The 14,406-nt window shown below is 64.2% G+C and carries 9 protein-coding genes; 2 read left to right on the top strand and 7 right to left on the bottom strand.

Annotation, left to right across the window (positions count from 1 at the left end):
* The first annotated feature begins 149 nt into the window (after positions 1–149).
* Entirely contained in the window at positions 150–1,256 is a 1,107-nt protein-coding gene (locus OGL93_RS05995; RefSeq protein ID WP_263261481.1) for a GTP-binding DUF697 domain-containing protein, read from the top strand.
* The gene (locus OGL93_RS06000; RefSeq protein WP_263261483.1) at positions 1,240–2,781 is read left to right on the top strand and encodes a GTPase; all 1,542 of its coding nucleotides are present in this window, start codon (positions 1,240–1,242) and stop codon (positions 2,779–2,781) included. Before OGL93_RS05995 ends, OGL93_RS06000 begins: the two co-directional genes overlap by 17 nt.
* A gap of 231 nt (positions 2,782–3,012) precedes the next feature.
* Here OGL93_RS06000 and OGL93_RS06005 read toward each other — a convergent pair whose 3' ends face one another.
* The 7 genes from OGL93_RS06005 to OGL93_RS06045 form a co-directional block, all read right to left on the bottom strand.
* The gene (locus tag OGL93_RS06005) at positions 3,013–4,440 is read right to left on the bottom strand and encodes an efflux transporter outer membrane subunit (protein WP_263261484.1); all 1,428 of its coding nucleotides are present in this window, start codon (positions 4,438–4,440) and stop codon (positions 3,013–3,015) included.
* Entirely contained in the window at positions 4,437–5,336 is a 900-nt protein-coding gene (locus OGL93_RS06010; protein WP_263261485.1) for an HlyD family secretion protein, read from the bottom strand. Before OGL93_RS06010 ends, OGL93_RS06005 begins: the two co-directional genes overlap by 4 nt.
* Complete coding sequence (locus OGL93_RS06015) at positions 5,333–5,542, bottom strand: DUF1656 domain-containing protein (RefSeq protein ID WP_263261486.1); 210 nt, start codon at positions 5,540–5,542, stop codon at positions 5,333–5,335. The genes OGL93_RS06010 and OGL93_RS06015 overlap by 4 nt, the downstream gene beginning before the upstream one ends.
* Positions 5,539–7,620 carry an FUSC family protein gene (locus tag OGL93_RS06020; RefSeq protein ID WP_263261513.1) on the bottom strand — a complete coding sequence of 694 codons (2,082 nt, stop codon included), beginning with the start codon at positions 7,618–7,620 and terminating at the stop codon, positions 5,539–5,541. Before OGL93_RS06020 ends, OGL93_RS06015 begins: the two co-directional genes overlap by 4 nt.
* Positions 7,617–8,030, bottom strand: coding sequence for a MarR family transcriptional regulator (locus OGL93_RS06025; protein WP_263261514.1), 414 nt, complete (start codon positions 8,028–8,030; stop codon positions 7,617–7,619). Before OGL93_RS06025 ends, OGL93_RS06020 begins: the two co-directional genes overlap by 4 nt.
* Before the next feature lie 762 nt (positions 8,031–8,792).
* Positions 8,793–9,131: a tryptophan synthase subunit beta gene (locus OGL93_RS06030; protein WP_263261515.1), complete on the bottom strand. Its 339-nt coding sequence runs from the start codon at positions 9,129–9,131 to the stop codon at positions 8,793–8,795.
* A gap of 112 nt (positions 9,132–9,243) precedes the next feature.
* Positions 9,244–14,406 (bottom strand): tandem-95 repeat protein (locus OGL93_RS06045; RefSeq protein WP_276583423.1); only part of this gene is annotated, 5,163 nt, incomplete at its 5' end.

The raw sequence follows: 14,406 nt of genomic DNA on the forward strand, positions 1-14,406 counted from the left end.
CCTGGGGGTGCTGGCATTTTGCTTAACCGCGTTTTGGAGATGTTGATCTGTGTCAATTTGCGTTAGGGCGCTGCTGCGGCAGGGTGCCGCACCAGGACTTTTTCTCAGCACGATGGGACTAACTTGAACGCCCGACCGGAAGCCCAACCATGAGCCTGCTCGACCGCGTTTACCGAAAGCTCAACCCCGAAGCCAACCCGGCGTTGGAAACCGCCTTCCAGCGCAGCGCCGAGCAACTGCCAACCCTGTGGTTGCTAGGGAAGACCGGCGCGGGCAAATCTTCGCTGGTTCGCGCCCTCACCGGCCTGGACCGGGTGGAAGTCGGCGCCGGGTTTCGCCCCTGCACCATGACCTCCTCGCGCTACCTCTACCCCACCGATACCCCGCTGATGGCCTTCATGGACACGCGCGGCCTGGCAGAGGCGGACTACAACCCCGAGGAGGACCTGGCCAATTGCGAGCAGAACAGCCATGCGCTGATCCTGGTGATGAAGGCCGAAGACCCAGAGCAGTCGCAGGTGCTGGCCGCGCTGAAGCAGATCCGCCGCTCGGGGAAAATCCGCGAAATCTTGCTGGTGCATACAGGTGTGTTGCAGCTCAGCGACCCGGCGGAGCGTGCGCGTTGCATCGCTCTCAACCAGCAGCAGGTGGAACAGACCTGGGGCAAGGTCGAAAGCGTGGCGGTGGATTTTCTTGGCGCGGATGGCCAGCCCTATGGCGTCCAGGCGTTGACCGAAAAACTGGGCGCGCGCCTGCCGATCATCACTGAGCTGTTCGATGACCAGGGCCACGCGGATGTGGAAGAGCGCAACTTCCAACGCCTGAAAAAAGAAGTGATGTGGTACGCCGGCGCCGCTGGCGCGGCCGACGCCCTGCCCGCCGTGGGTTTGGTGGCGGTGCCCACGGTGCAGTTGAAAATGCTCCACAGCTTGGCCAACCAATATGGGCTGAGCTACAACCGCCGCCTGCTGGCGGAATTCGCCGCAGCCCTGGGCACCGGTTTTGGCGTGCAATACGCCTCGCGGCTGGGTTTGCGCCAGCTGGTGAAGCTCATACCCGTGGTAGGGCAAACGGTCGGTGGTGCCTCCGCGGCGGTGGCCAGCTATGGCTTCACTTATGCCCTCGGGCGCGCGGCCTGCATATATTTCTATCGGCTGTCGCGGGGCGAACCGATTACCGCCGCCGAGTTGCAAGCGCTATATAAGCAGGCCTTCGAACACATTCTTCCGGTAGCACGCCATGAAAAGAACCTTTAGCGGCCTGGCGGCCCTTACCCGGCTGTCCGACCGGGTCATGCCCTATGCCCTGCTCTCGGTGGTGCTGCCAGTGCTGGTACTGGCTGGCTTCGGGCTGTATGCGGTGCTGCGTTATGGCTACATCCTGCACCTGATCCTGACCCTGCTGGCGTGCACTCTGTTGACCAGCCTCGGGTTGTTGATCGCCCGAAAGCGCTTTAGCCAGCGGGTCGGGCCCGCCGTGCAGGAGGCACTGGAAGCGACCCCACGCACCCCCGACTATTGGCGCGCCAAGGACCGTGAGGTGCAGCAGGCGCTGATTCCGGAGCTCTGTGAGCTGGTAGCCACAGACTTTCCCTGGCAGGCCCTGCCGCAAACAGGCCTGGCGGTGGTGAGGTTGGTCGCCGCGCGCTATGACGAGCGCTCCAGCCGGGCGCACTGGGCCTTTACCGCGCCGGAGCTGCTGGCCATCGTCGAGCAGGTGAGCCGGCGCTACCGCCGCGTGCTCAAGGCGCATGTGCCAGGGGTGGAGCACCTTCGGTTGTCCACCTTGCTGAGCCTCAACGAGCAGGTAGAACGCTACGGCCCATTGGCGCGCAAGGTGTTCAACCTGTACCGCGCCGCGCGGCTGATCTCGCCCCAAGGCCTGGTGGCCGAGGCGCTCACGCAGATTCGCGGAGAAGTATTCAGCGGCCTGAGCGACGAACTGCAGAACCGCTTGAAATACCTGTTGCTGATGGAAGTACTGCGCGCGGCCATCGACCTCTACGGCGGGCATTTCCGCCTGGATGACGACCAGCTGCAAAAGGCCCGGGTGACCACCCGCGATGACCAACGCAAGGCGCCGCCGCTGGACCCCGTGCGCATTTGCCTGCTGGGCCAGGTGGGCGCGGGCAAGTCCTCGCTGATCAACGCCCTCACCGGCAGCCTCAACGCCGAAGTCAGTGCCCTGCCCGCCACCGACGGCGCGGCGGTATATGAGTACGCGATCGAAGGGGCGCCTAACATCCGCCTGGTCGACCTGCCGGGGCTGGATGGCAGCGAGGACGTGGACACCCTGGTGTTCAAGGAGGTGCGCGAGTGCGACCTGCTGTTGTGGGCCTTGAAGACCAACCAGCCGGCGCGGGCGCTGGACCGCCAGTTCCGGGAAAAGCTCAAGCTGTGGTTCGCCCGCCCGGAAAACCTCGAGCATGAACCGCCGGCCATTCTGGCGGTGCTGACCCAGGCCGACCGCCTGCTTCCCGGTGGCAGCTGGCCGGCGGACTTTACCTTTGGCGATGGCAGCAAGGCCGCCCGCGCGGTGCAGGAGGCCGCTGCCTACAACAGCCAATTGCTGGACCTGCCCGAGCTGGTGGCAATCGCCTTACCACCCGGGCAAAGCGCGTTCGGCCTGGCCGAACTGCAACAGCGCCTGCAAGCGTTGTATGCCAAGGCCGTTAACGTGCAGCTCAACCGTCGCCGACGAGAAGCCGGCGAGTTCTCCATCAGCCGCGAGATGGAACGCATCAAGCGCGGCGCCAAGGGTGTGTTCAGCTTGTTGCGATAAAGCCCTGCACCTAGAGATCCCGTAGCAGCTGGGTTTGCCCGCGATGGCGTCGGTACCGTGTAGCGCCTGGTCGCCGGCAAGCCGTGCTGCTACGTGAGACAGACGCTTCGCGGCGTCGCCTACATACCTGGAGATCCCATAGCAGCTAGGCTTGCCCGGGACGGCCGCCGGCATCGTGTCACGGCCGGTCGCCAGCAGCTGTGTGCTACGGAAGGCACGCGAGACAACCTATTACTGTTCCCCTTGGGCCTCCCACCCCCCGCCCAGCGCCAGGAACAGGTCGATCTGCTGCATGGCTACCTGAGTGTTGGCCTCGGCCAGCTGGGCGCGGGCGCTGGTGTAGGTGCGGGTGGCTTGCAGGTCTTCGAGGAACGACTGGCGCCCGGCAAGGTAGAACTGGTGGGACTGGTCGGCCGCTTCATGGGCGGAGCGTTCGGCCTCGGCAAGGGCGTCGCGGCGGGCCAGCGCGGCGGAGTAGCTCGCCAGGCTGGTTTGTGCTTCGCGCACCGCATTGAGAACCGTGCCATCGAACCCCGCCAGCGCGCCCTGGGTAGCAGCTTCTGCCTCACGAATGCGCGCGCGGGCGCCATTGGTAGGCAGCGTCCAGCTGATCATGGGGCCGAAGCCCCAACGGTTGGTGGAGGGGTCGCCCAGGTCTTCCAGCAGGCCAACGGTGCCTACCGTCGCGCCAATACGAATATCCGGATAAAGCTGGCCGGTGGCGACGCCGATGCGCGCGGTGGCCGCGGCCAATTGACGTTCAGCGCGGCGGATGTCTGGGCGGCGCTTGAGCAGGCTGGCGCCATCGCCTACCGGCAACAACTGGGCAATGTGCGGCAGCTCGGCGCAGTCCCCTACCCCCGCCGGCAGTTGGTCAAGCGGCCGCGCCAGCAGCATCGACAGCCGATAGAGCCCTGCGGCTCGCGCCGCCTGGTAGCGTGGCAGCTCAGCCCGCAACGACTTGAATTGCGTCTGGGTGCGGGTCACCTGGGTCTCGTCGCCACGGCCGGCGTCACGCAAGCGCTGTGCGAGGTTCACACCCTGCTGTTGCAGGTCCAGCGAGTGCAGGGCGATGTCGCGCTCTTCGTTGGCGGCGCACACTTGGGTGTAGGCCCTCACCACATCAGCGACCACGGTGATGCGGGCGGTGTCGGCCGCGGCCTGGGCGGCATCGGTGTTGGCGTTGGCCGCTTCCACCCCGCGCTTGAGCGTGCCCCACAGGTCGAACTGGTAAGAGGTTTTGATCTGCGCCCCGCCTACGTTCGCCACCGGCACCTTCTCCGTCAGCAAGAAAGCCTGACCCGACTCCTGCAAGCGCTGCGCTTCGGCACTGGCGCTGGCGCTAAAGCCGCCCTCGGCTTCGGCCTGTTCGGTCTGGTAGCGGGCCCGAGCAATGTTGGCGGCGGCCACGCGCAGGTCTGTGTTGGAGGCCAGTGCTTCACGTACCAGTTGGTCCAGGCGGGGGTCGTGGTACAGCTGCCACCAGTTGCCCGGCACCGGCGCCGACACCACGTTAGGGTTGTCGCTGGCGAGCGTGCCTTGCAGGTCTGGCCGCTTCAGCGCGGCGGCCCCGGGCACGTGGTAATCCGGCCCGACGGCCTGGCAGGCCGCGAGGCTGGCCAATGCGGCCAGCGCCAGCGTACGCAAAGCCATGCTCATTGCGCCGCCCCTTGCTGGCCGGCCACCGGTGCGTCGTCGAGCAACGACACCGTGGCGGTACGCCCGGCGATCATGCGAAAGTCCGCCGGCACTTGATCGAAGGCGATCCGCACGGGAATTCGCTGCGCCAGGCGCACCCAGCTGAACGCAGGGTTTACGTTAGGCAGCAGGTTGCTACCGCTGCTGCGGTCGCGGTCTTCGATGCCGGCAGAAATGCTCTGCACGCGCCCGCTCAGGTGCAGGGGGTCGCCCATCACGCGAATGTCCACGGCCTGGCCGATGCGGATGTGCGACAGCTTGGTCTCTTCGAAATAGCCGTCGATATGGTACGAATCGCCATCGACCACCGACAGCACCGGGTGGCCGGCGCTGACGAATTCATGCTCGCGCGGGGCGCGGTCGTTCACATAGCCATTCACCGGGCTGCGGATTACCGAGCGGTCCAGGTTGAGCTGGGCGGCATCCACCGCAACCTGAGCCTCCAGCACGGCAGCCTGGGCACGGGTTTCGCGAGACTGGCTTTCCTCCAGTTGCTCCTTGGCCACCAGGTTCCCCAAGCCGCGGTTACGTTTGCTTTCGCGTTGTGCCTGGGCCAGGGTTTCCTTGCGGTCCGCGAGGCCCGCCTGCGCCTGGCGCAGGGCCAGGCGGAAGCGATCCTGGTCAATGGTGAAGAGCACGTCGCCACGCTTTACCCACTGGTTGTCATGCACCGGCACTTGCTCGATCAAGCCCGATACATCCGGAGCGATCTGCACGATATCGGCGCGGATGTGCCCGTCGCGGGTCCAGGGGGCGAACATGTAATACATCACCATGCGCCACACGAGCACCACGGCAAGCGCCACCACGATCAGGGTCAACAGCAGGCGGCCAAAGGTCAGCAAAGGTTTTTTCATGTCATCAGGCTTCGGCAGATTACGTCCACCGCGCTGAGCAGCACGGTGTAAAGGGCGATGTTGAACAGTGCCCGGTGCCACACCAGGCGGTAGAAGTGCAGCCGGTTGAGCACGGCATGCACGGCAAGAAACAGGACATAGGCGATTGCCATGATCCCGAGCAGCGTAGGCAGGAAAATCCCGCCGATATCCAGTTCACCGATCACAGCGGTGCTCCATCGATCCCATAAGGCGGCAGCTCCTCGACGATTTCCCCTTCGATCACGACCTGGGTCCCGGGCAACAACGCTAGGCGCAGGCCACTCAGGGCCAGCAGCAAGTGGGGGCAAGCTTCAGCGTTCAGGCAGGTGTTCAAGGCACGGCGTGCGCGGTCCATGCTTTTGAGGGCGTTCATGGGCGGGGGCAACCGTTCGCCGGCTTTGAGGCAGGCAGCAAAGTACGCGGCCACCTCTTCGACCACCTGGCGCAGCAGCGTTTGCGCGTTGGCATCCACGCGGCGGGCATAGGCCAGGAGGTCCAGCAGGTTCAGCGCCACGCGCACATCGCGCAGGGCGCCGCCGGTATCTTGCCCTGCCTGGCCCAGGCGCGGCAGCAGCTGCATCAGCCGGTCCAGCAGGTGCACTGCCATTTGCCGATGCTCTTGGAGGGTGCCGGGCTCGCCCAGGCGAGTGATGTCTTGCCAGCCGAAGCGGGTGAGCCGCCGTGCCGCCGCCTCGGTGCCGAAGGGCCGCACCACGAGGGTCCAACAGAACGCGAACAGCAGCCCGGCGGGGCCTGCCAGGTTGCCGTTGATGAACGTCATGAAGTCCGCGTCGTACTGGCTCTGGATGCTGATAAACGTGGAGCTGTTGACGATGGTCAGCAAGGTCCCCAGGTAGAACTTCGGCTGTACCGTGAGTGCGCCGATCCAGATGAACGGCACGGCAAACGCCAGCACCAGCATGGCGAAGTCATGCAGGTTGGGCAGCACCAGAAACAGGTACAGCCCAGACAACACCACTGACACGGATGTCCAGAAGAAGAACCGATAGATCTGCGGGGCAGGATCGTCCATGGCGGCGAAGAAGCTGCAAGACACCGCCGCCAGGATGACCGCGCTGGCACCGTCGGCCCAGCCGGTCAGTATCCAGATCGCCGAGGCGGCCATGATCGCGGTCACTGAAGACATGGCCGAATACAGCATCAGCCCGCGGTCGAAGAAAGGCGTTAGCCGGCCCAGCCGCCAGTGCCGATATACAGCCTTCCAAGGCTCGCGTTGCTCGTCTCGGATGGCCACATGCAGCGTGCGGCAGTCCTGCCAGAGGTCGACCCACTCCTCCAGCCGGTACAAGGCATTGGCCAGCAGCAAGGGGTGCCGCTCGCCCATGGCCTCGGTGGAAGGGCGCAGCTGGTCGATATGGTGATGCAGGGCCTGCCAGGCTGCTTCGCTCGGCGCCTTAGCACTGTTTTGCAGCCACCGGCGAGCGTGCTCCAGCACCGGAGCCAGGCGTGCTGACAGCTCCGGCGTGCGGCGTTCCAGCGCGACCAGGGCGTCGTCCAGCGCATCGATGGTCGGCAACAGGTGAATCATCCGCCCACGTAGCTCTTTGCGGTTGCGCACGCTCTGTGGGGTGGCGCCTTCATGGGGCAGCTGGCCGATCATCTGCTCCAGGGAATTGAAAGTCACCACCATGGAGGCTCGCAGCGGGCCGACTTCCTCGGCACTGACGGCGCGCGAAAGATAGCGCAGGCTGTAGTCGTCGGCCTCGGCAAACCATTTATCCAGCGCGCCAGCCACTACCGGGGCGAGGCGGCGCGGCCAGAAGATGGCGCCCACGATCGCCGCGCACACGATGCCGATAAAGATCTCTTGGGTCCGCGCCGAGGCCACATCGAAGACTGCGGTAGGGTTGTCCACCACGGGCAAGGCAATCATCGGCATGGTGTAGCCCGCCAGCATCAGCGCATAAAAGTTAGCGGTGCGCAGGTGCAGAGAGAGGAATAACAGCGTGCCGGTCCAGAGCGCGACCACGATGGCCAGCAGCACCGGCGCCTGCACGAACAACGGCACCAACAGCACGGCGGCACTGGCCCCCAGCAGGGTGCCGAGGAAGCGGTACACGGCCTTGGAGCTGGTGGGGCCAACGTAGGGGCTGGAGACGATATATACCGTCGCCATCGCCCAGTACGGCCTGGGCATTTCCAGCTTCAAGGCGACGTACAGCGCCAGCATGGAGGCGGTAAAGGTACGTACGCCGTACCACCAATCCTGGGCAGGCGGGAGGTCGCTGAAAAAGCCTTTCAGGAAGCCCATACGGCCGACCCCTGCCCCGCGTCTTCGAACGCCCGTACCACCCGCAGCGCCGCTTCCAGGTCGGCCGCGTCAACGTTCTTCAGCACGTCGCGGCGCAACCGCACCAGCTCGCCTTCGATCGCTTCGGCCAGCTCGCGGCCCTTGGCGGTAAGGCTCAATGCTTTGGCTCGGCGGTCGGTGGCGTCCTCGGTACGTTGCACATAGCCCTGCGCGCACAGCTGGTCGAGCAGCCGCACCAGCGACGGGCTCTCTAAACCTGCAGCGTGGGCCACAGTGACCTGGCGCACACCGTCACCCAAGCGCACGATCACCAGCAACGGCACCGCGCAGGCTTCGGAGATACCGTAGTTGGCCAAAGTGGTCTGGCAGATACGCCGCCAATGCCGGGCGGCGGCGACCATGCCGCTGCTGATATTGAGCTGGAGCTTGTCGAGGTTGTTCACAGGCGCCGTCTATTTGATAGGTTGCTAACTATCAATATTCGATCAAGGCGGCTTTGTAGTCAATAGTTACAAATGGGTGGAGTGATCGATGGTGGCGGGGAAGGGCGTGCCCGCAACCCTGGAACCTACGGGTTGGCGAACCAGCGGCGCAGGGTTCGCAGGCTGGCGCCAGCTCCTACATGCCAAAGCTGTAGCCGTTGGGCTTTGCCCGCGACCAGACGCAGCTCCGTGTAGCGCCTGTCGCTGGCAAGCTGCGTTGTTACGGGTTAGCGAACCAGTGGCGCGGGGGTTCGCAGGCTGGCGCCAGCTCCTACATGCCAAAGCCGTAACAGCCGGGTTGCCCGCGATCAGACGCAGCTCCGTTTAGCGCCTGTCGCTGGCAGGCTGCGTTGTTACGGGTTAGCGACCAGTGGCGCAGGGTTCGCAGGCTGGCGCCAGCTCCTACGCGCCAAAGCCGTAGCAGCCGGGCTTGCCCGCGATTGGACGCAGCTCCGTGTAGCGCCTGTCGCTGGCAGGCTGCGTTGCTAGGGGTTGGCGACCAGTGGCGCAGGGTTCGCAGGCTGGCGCCAGCTCCTACGCGCCAAAGCCGTAACAGCCGGGCTTTGCCCGCGACCAGACGCAGCTCCGTTTAGCGCCTGTCGCCGGCAGGCTGCTACGGGTTGGCGCTTGCGGGCAGCCCTGGAATCTCCGACACGTTGCGCGGAGGATAAAAAAAAGGGCTCAGATGAGCCCGGTTTCTTCGTCGTTGATCAGCCGGCTAAGGCCGCCCAAGGCTTCACGTGCCTGGGTGCGGTCTATCAGCTTGGCCTGGGCGGCCGGTGGCAGGTCGGTGATGCGGATCACCCCTTTGCTGGTGAGCAGCTGAATCAGGTCGTCGAGTACCCGAACCATGTCCAGGTCGCTTTGTTGCAACTGCTTGAGGCTGACCTCTACGGCCTCGCTGCTGAACCAAGCCTGGATGTCCAGGTGGTCGGCGGCCAGGGTCTCGGTGTAACCGGCAAACTCCGTCGGCTGCACGCGCATCAGGCGGCCTTCGGCATTGCGCTCGACATAAAACATCTGTGCATCCTCGTATTCAGCGTGGCCTTGGGCGTGGCCGCTAGCATAGGCCATCGCCCTGCTACCCAGCTACCGCTGCCCAGCGAGCGTGAACTCACTGGGCAGCGCCTGATCAGGCGTGATCCACCTTGATATGGGCGTCGGCGCCAGCCACCAGGCTCTTGAGCGCATCGTAGCCAATGCCCGTGACCTTGATGGTGGTGTCTGCCGCCGCGGCGTTGGTAGCAGCCGACGCCGTGGAGCTGAGCTTGCCGGCACTGCTGACCATCAGGGTCGCAGAGCCATCGCTGGCGGTGCCGACCTGCAGGTACTGGGTGAGGTCACTGCCATGGCCCGACAACAGGTCGCTGAGGTCGATCACGTCGCCCTCTTTGGTGTTGAAGTCGGTGATGGTGTCTGTGCCGGTGTCGCCCTTGACCCACATGAAGGTATCAGCGCCCGCGCCACCGGTGAGGGTGTCGTTGCCGGTACCGCCCACCAGGATGTCGTTGCCCGCCCCGCCGTTGAGGGTGTCGTTACCACCCTGGCCGAAGAGGATGTCGTTGCCATCACCGCCCAGCAGGCTGTCGTTGCCGCCCGAACCCGTGCCGGTCAGCTTGGCGATATCTGCCACGTGCTCGGTGATGTACTGGTGCAGCGCCGAGTCGGTCACGCTGGTGACCTTGGTGGTGGTTGCCACGTAGGCGCGCAGTGCTTCCACGCCTTCGTTGCTGTTACCGGTGAGGCTGATCGCATCGCCGAACAGGATGTCGTTGCCGGTGCCGCCGGAGATGGTGTCATCACCGGCCGCGATAGCCACGTTATGGCCCAGGATTGCCTTGGCCAGGTCCGCTGGATCGACGTTGGCCTGGACTTTCCCGTCGGTGTCGTAAGGCACCAGCTTGGCGGCGGTGATCGAGGACTTCACGCCGATCGCATCCACGGTGCTCAGGCTGCTGAGCAGTTTGAATGCATCAGTGCCGTTGGTGGTGGCCGTCGAGGTAGAGCCACCGCTGGCAGCGCTGCTGTCGGTGGTGGACACCTCATAGGTGCCATCGCCTTGGGCGTGAATGGTGCCAAGGACCTTGGAGGTCCAGCCCGTCCAGAGGCTGTACGTCCAGCTGTACACCTTGCCGGAGGTGTCGATCAGCGTGCGGGTGGTGCCATCGATCACGGCGGTCACTGCCTTGCCGGAATTGATGGTGTAGGTGTTGACGTTCACCACATCGTCCAGCGAGTAGGTTTTGCCTCCAGTGGTGTAGAGCGTCGGGTCTGTGCTTTCGCTCTTCTGGTAAGTGTTCGGCTCGCCGTCGGTAATGAAGTACGTCAGGTTGGTGGCGTTGGTGTTGCTGGTCGCCGTGGAGCTTTCGAACCAGTTGGCGGTGGTTTTGAACGCGTCCTCGTAGTTGGTGGTGCCACCGGAGGTCATGGAGTTCAGAACCGCGGTCAACTTGGACAGCGCGTCGCTATCGGCGAGGTTGACCGACACGGACTTCTGCACGTTGGTATCGAAGTCCACCAAGAACACATTCACGGTACCCGCGCCACTGCTGACCGCGCTGGCCTGCAGAGACTTGAATGCCGAAGTCAGCGAGTCTACGGCCTTGGACACACCGTCGCTGCCCATGCTGTCCGAGCTGTCGACGATGAACGCGATGTTGTAGTTCTGGCCCTTGACCAGTTGGGTGCCCGATACGTCGCCGACGATGATGTCGTGGCCGGTGGTGCCGGTTACGGTGTCGGTGCCGGCCTTGCCATCCTGGTGCGCGTAAACACCCGGGGTGACGGTGATCGGTAAGCTGCTGGTGAGGGTCGCTGTGGAGGTGGAGTTCGCCTCTTTGGACACCGTGGTCACGGTCAGCGTGTCGGTACCGTTGTGGTAGGCCGCCGGGGTGTAGGTCAGGTTGCTGACGGTCCACTGGCTCACATCCACTTCGGTCACGCTGGCAGTAGCGGTGAAGCTGTGGCCGTTGCCGTCGGACAGGGTCGCGCCCACCGGGATGCTGCTGATCTTGGTGACCGTGGCGGTTTCCGAACCATCGGTGTCGGTGGCTGCGGCGACCAGCTTGAAGGTGGTCGAACCATTCTCGGCCGCGGTGGTGCTGCCGCTGACGGTCAGGGTCGGCGTGTCGGCCACCGGCGTGACCGTGATATCCACGCTGGAGCTGTTGCTGTAGGCGCTGCCGTCGGAAACCTTGTAGGTCAGGCTGACTACGCCGGAAGCGTCCTGGTACGGGACGTACTTGAGCTTGCCGGCTTCGATAACCGACTGTGCGATCACCAGCGTGGCGTTTGCGGTCAGCGTCACCCATGTGGTGCCGTTGAGGTATTGCAGGCTGCCCTGGTTGGCCGCAGGTGCGGTGATCTGCACGGTCATGCTGCTGGCAGGGCTGTCTACGTCCGACACGTTGAAGTTGGCCCACTTGAGCACAACGCCGGTGTCTTCGGCGGTAGTGGCAGTACCTACGCCAGCCACAGGTGCGTCGTTCACCGCCGCAACGTTGATGGTCGCGTTCGCCGTGGTGCTGCTGGTGGCGCCCTGGTTGTCGGTGGCGGTGTAGCTAACGCTGGTGCTGCCGTTCCAGTTCGCGTTTGGCACGAAGTACAGGCTGGCGCCGTTACCGCTGGCGGTAATGGTGTCGCCGACATGCACAACGCTGGTGGGGTCGTTGGCGTTAAGCAGCAGTACGCCGTTGGCCGGCAGCGACGTAACGGTGAAGTGGTGAACGCTGCCGTCCACGTCCGTGCCGCTCAGCGCTACGCGGATAGTCGTGTCTTCGTTGCCGACGGCAACGCTGTTGACTACGGTCGGCGCATCGTTGACCGAGGCCACGTTGATGGTGGCGGTCGCTGAGGTGCTGCTGGTGGCGCCTTGGTTGTCGGTGGCGGTGTAGCCAACGCTGGTGCTGCCGTTCCAGTTCGCGTTTGGCACGAAGTACAGGCTGGCGCCGTTACCGCTGGCGGTAATGGTGTCGCCGACATGCACAATGCTGGTGGGGTCGTTGGCGTTAAGCAGCAGTACGCCGTTGGTCGGCAGCGACGTAACGGTGAAGTGGTGAACGCTGCCGTCCACGTCCGTGCCGCTCAACGCCACGCGGATAGTCGTGTCTTCGTCGCCGCTGGCGGTGCTGTTGGCAACCACTGGCGCATCGTTGACTGGCATCACATGGACCACGCCACTGACAGCGACGGAGTTGGTGCCGCCATCGTTGACCACCACGGTGTATGTACGGTCCGCCGGGCTTGGGTCTTCGCTGGTATTAGCGAAGGTGATCGACTTGATCGCGGCCACATAGTTGGCCAGCGACGAAGTGCCGCTCAGGGTCACGGTGATCTTGCCGCTGACGCTGGTGTCCACGGTGGCGGTGATGCCGCTTGGCAAGGTCCCGGCCTTGAGCACGTCTGCGGCTTGAGCGTTGCTCAAGGTGACGGTCGCGCTCTTGAGCGTGGTGTTGTCCGCATCGGTGATGCTCAGTTGCTTGACCAGCGCAGTGGCAGGGTCGTTCTCGGTGTAGGTCAGGTCTGCGGTGTTGCCCGGGGCCGGGGTGAGGTTCACCACCGGTGCGTCATTGACCGCATCTACCGTTACGGTGAGGTTGCCGGTGACTACTTCAGCCTTGGCCACGCCCTGTTCGGTGGCTGTCGCAGTCACGGTAAGGGTGAAGCTGCCGTTGTAGTTGGCTGGGGTATTGATGCTCAGCTTGGACAGGTCCAGGCCGTCGATCACTACCGAGCCGCTGCTGCCGAAGACGATGGTCTTGATGCCGTCGGTCAGCGTGGTACCGGCTGGCGCGCCACTGAGGGTGGTGACGTGGGTCTCCGAGCCGTCAGTGGTGTCACCGTAGGTCACGCTGATCGGCGCCAGCTTGATAGCGGTGTCTTCCAGCCCATGATTCAGGCTGCTGGCAGTGTAGTAACCCTCGCCGTTGCTGCCGTGCAGGGCGGAAACGTTCAGGCCGGCATTGGTCATGTCCTGCACGCTGCCGAAGGTCACCAGGCTACCCAGCGAGGTGCTTACGCCATTCACCAGCAGGGCCACGTTGTAGTTACCCGGGCCGCTCTGGTTGTAGTGGTACAGGTCGATGGTGTAGTAGCCGGTATCGGTCGGCGTGAAGCTGGTACTGCTTACCGCGCCGCTCTTGGTGCCATAGCTGGCGGTCGCGACGGTGGTGCCACCGAGGGTAATCGCCAGGCTGTCGTCGCCGCTGCCGCTGAAGCTGTAGGTTTTGCCGGCTTCCAGGTAAATCAGCCCGCTGAGCTTGGTGGCGGTACCTGCGGCAACATCGCCGTTGCTGCTCATGGAGGTCACGCCATGAACCGTTGGGTTGACTACGGCTGCCTGGCCGACCGTGCTGATCAGCGCGGAGGTAGCAGCGCCGTTGCCGTTGGTCCCAAGCGCATCCTTGGACAGCGTGGTCCAGGTGTCCTTGTTCAGCCCGGTTGAGGTGATCGCCGACGAACCCACTGTTACCACCGGAATATCCACGACCGGGGTGACGGTGATGTTTAGGGTGCTGGTGGAGCCGGTGTTGGTGGTGTACGTCACCTCCGGCACCTGGCCTGCCCAATCGGCTTTCGGGGTGAAGGTGTAGCTGCCATCGGCGCCCACATTCAGTTTGCCAATGCCCAGGTCCACGTCCGTGCCAGTGGCGTAGGCCTTGCCACCAACACTGATGGAGCTGACGCTCAAAGCATTGTCTACGTCGATGTCGTTGCTCAGCAGGTTACCGGTAGCAACGCCGTCTTCCTTGACAGTGGCGGTATCGGCGCCGAGTACGCTCGGGTCGTCAACCGCGGTGACGGTGATCTGCCCGCTGGCCACGACCGAAGTCTTGGCACTGCCCGCTACGCCGCCGATGCCGGTGTCGGTCACTTCAAGGGTGAAGCTGCGCGGCGTGGTGCTCGGGTTATCGCCTTGGGCCTGGAAGCGAATCGAATTGATCACTGCCTCATAAGTGCTGCGGTCGGCGACGCCGTCCAGGTTCACGGTCACGGTGCCGTTGGCGAAGCTGGTAGTGTAGTGGATGCCATTGACCGTGCCGCTGGTGGCCAATGCACCGCTGACCAAGGTCGAAGTGAACTGGTCACCGGCTTGCAGGTTCGACAAGGTCAGCTTGGCGCTTTGCAGCGTGCTGTTGTCTTCGTCGGCGATGGCAAGGCCGGTCACCATGGGAACCGGGTTGCCGTTTTCGGTGTAGTTATTGCCGGCCAGAGTCACTTCTGGCGCGTCGTTCACCAAGGTCACGGTCGGCGTGGCGCTGCCTGGAACCGGCGTGGTGCCGTCGGTGGCCACCAA

It is taken from the genome of Pseudomonas sp. RIT-PI-S (assembly GCF_025642975.1).
Lineage (GTDB): Bacteria > Pseudomonadota > Gammaproteobacteria > Pseudomonadales > Pseudomonadaceae > Aquipseudomonas.

What these genes read in the sequence shown, in the direction of transcription:
- OGL93_RS05995 (WP_263261481.1), top strand. Translation starts at nt 150, where the DNA reads ATGAGCCTGCTCGACCGCGTTTACCGAAAGCTCAACCCCGAAGCCAAC.
- OGL93_RS06000 (WP_263261483.1), top strand. Translation starts at nt 1,240, where the DNA reads ATGAAAAGAACCTTTAGCGGCCTGGCGGCCCTTACCCGGCTGTCCGAC.
- OGL93_RS06030 (WP_263261515.1), bottom strand. Translation starts at nt 9,131, where the DNA reads ATGTTTTATGTCGAGCGCAATGCCGAAGGCCGCCTGATGCGCGTGCAG.
- OGL93_RS06005 (WP_263261484.1), bottom strand. Translation starts at nt 4,440, where the DNA reads ATGAGCATGGCTTTGCGTACGCTGGCGCTGGCCGCATTGGCCAGCCTC.
- OGL93_RS06010 (WP_263261485.1), bottom strand. Translation starts at nt 5,336, where the DNA reads ATGAAAAAACCTTTGCTGACCTTTGGCCGCCTGCTGTTGACCCTGATC.
- OGL93_RS06025 (WP_263261514.1), bottom strand. Translation starts at nt 8,030, where the DNA reads ATGGTCGCCGCCGCCCGGCATTGGCGGCGTATCTGCCAGACCACTTTG.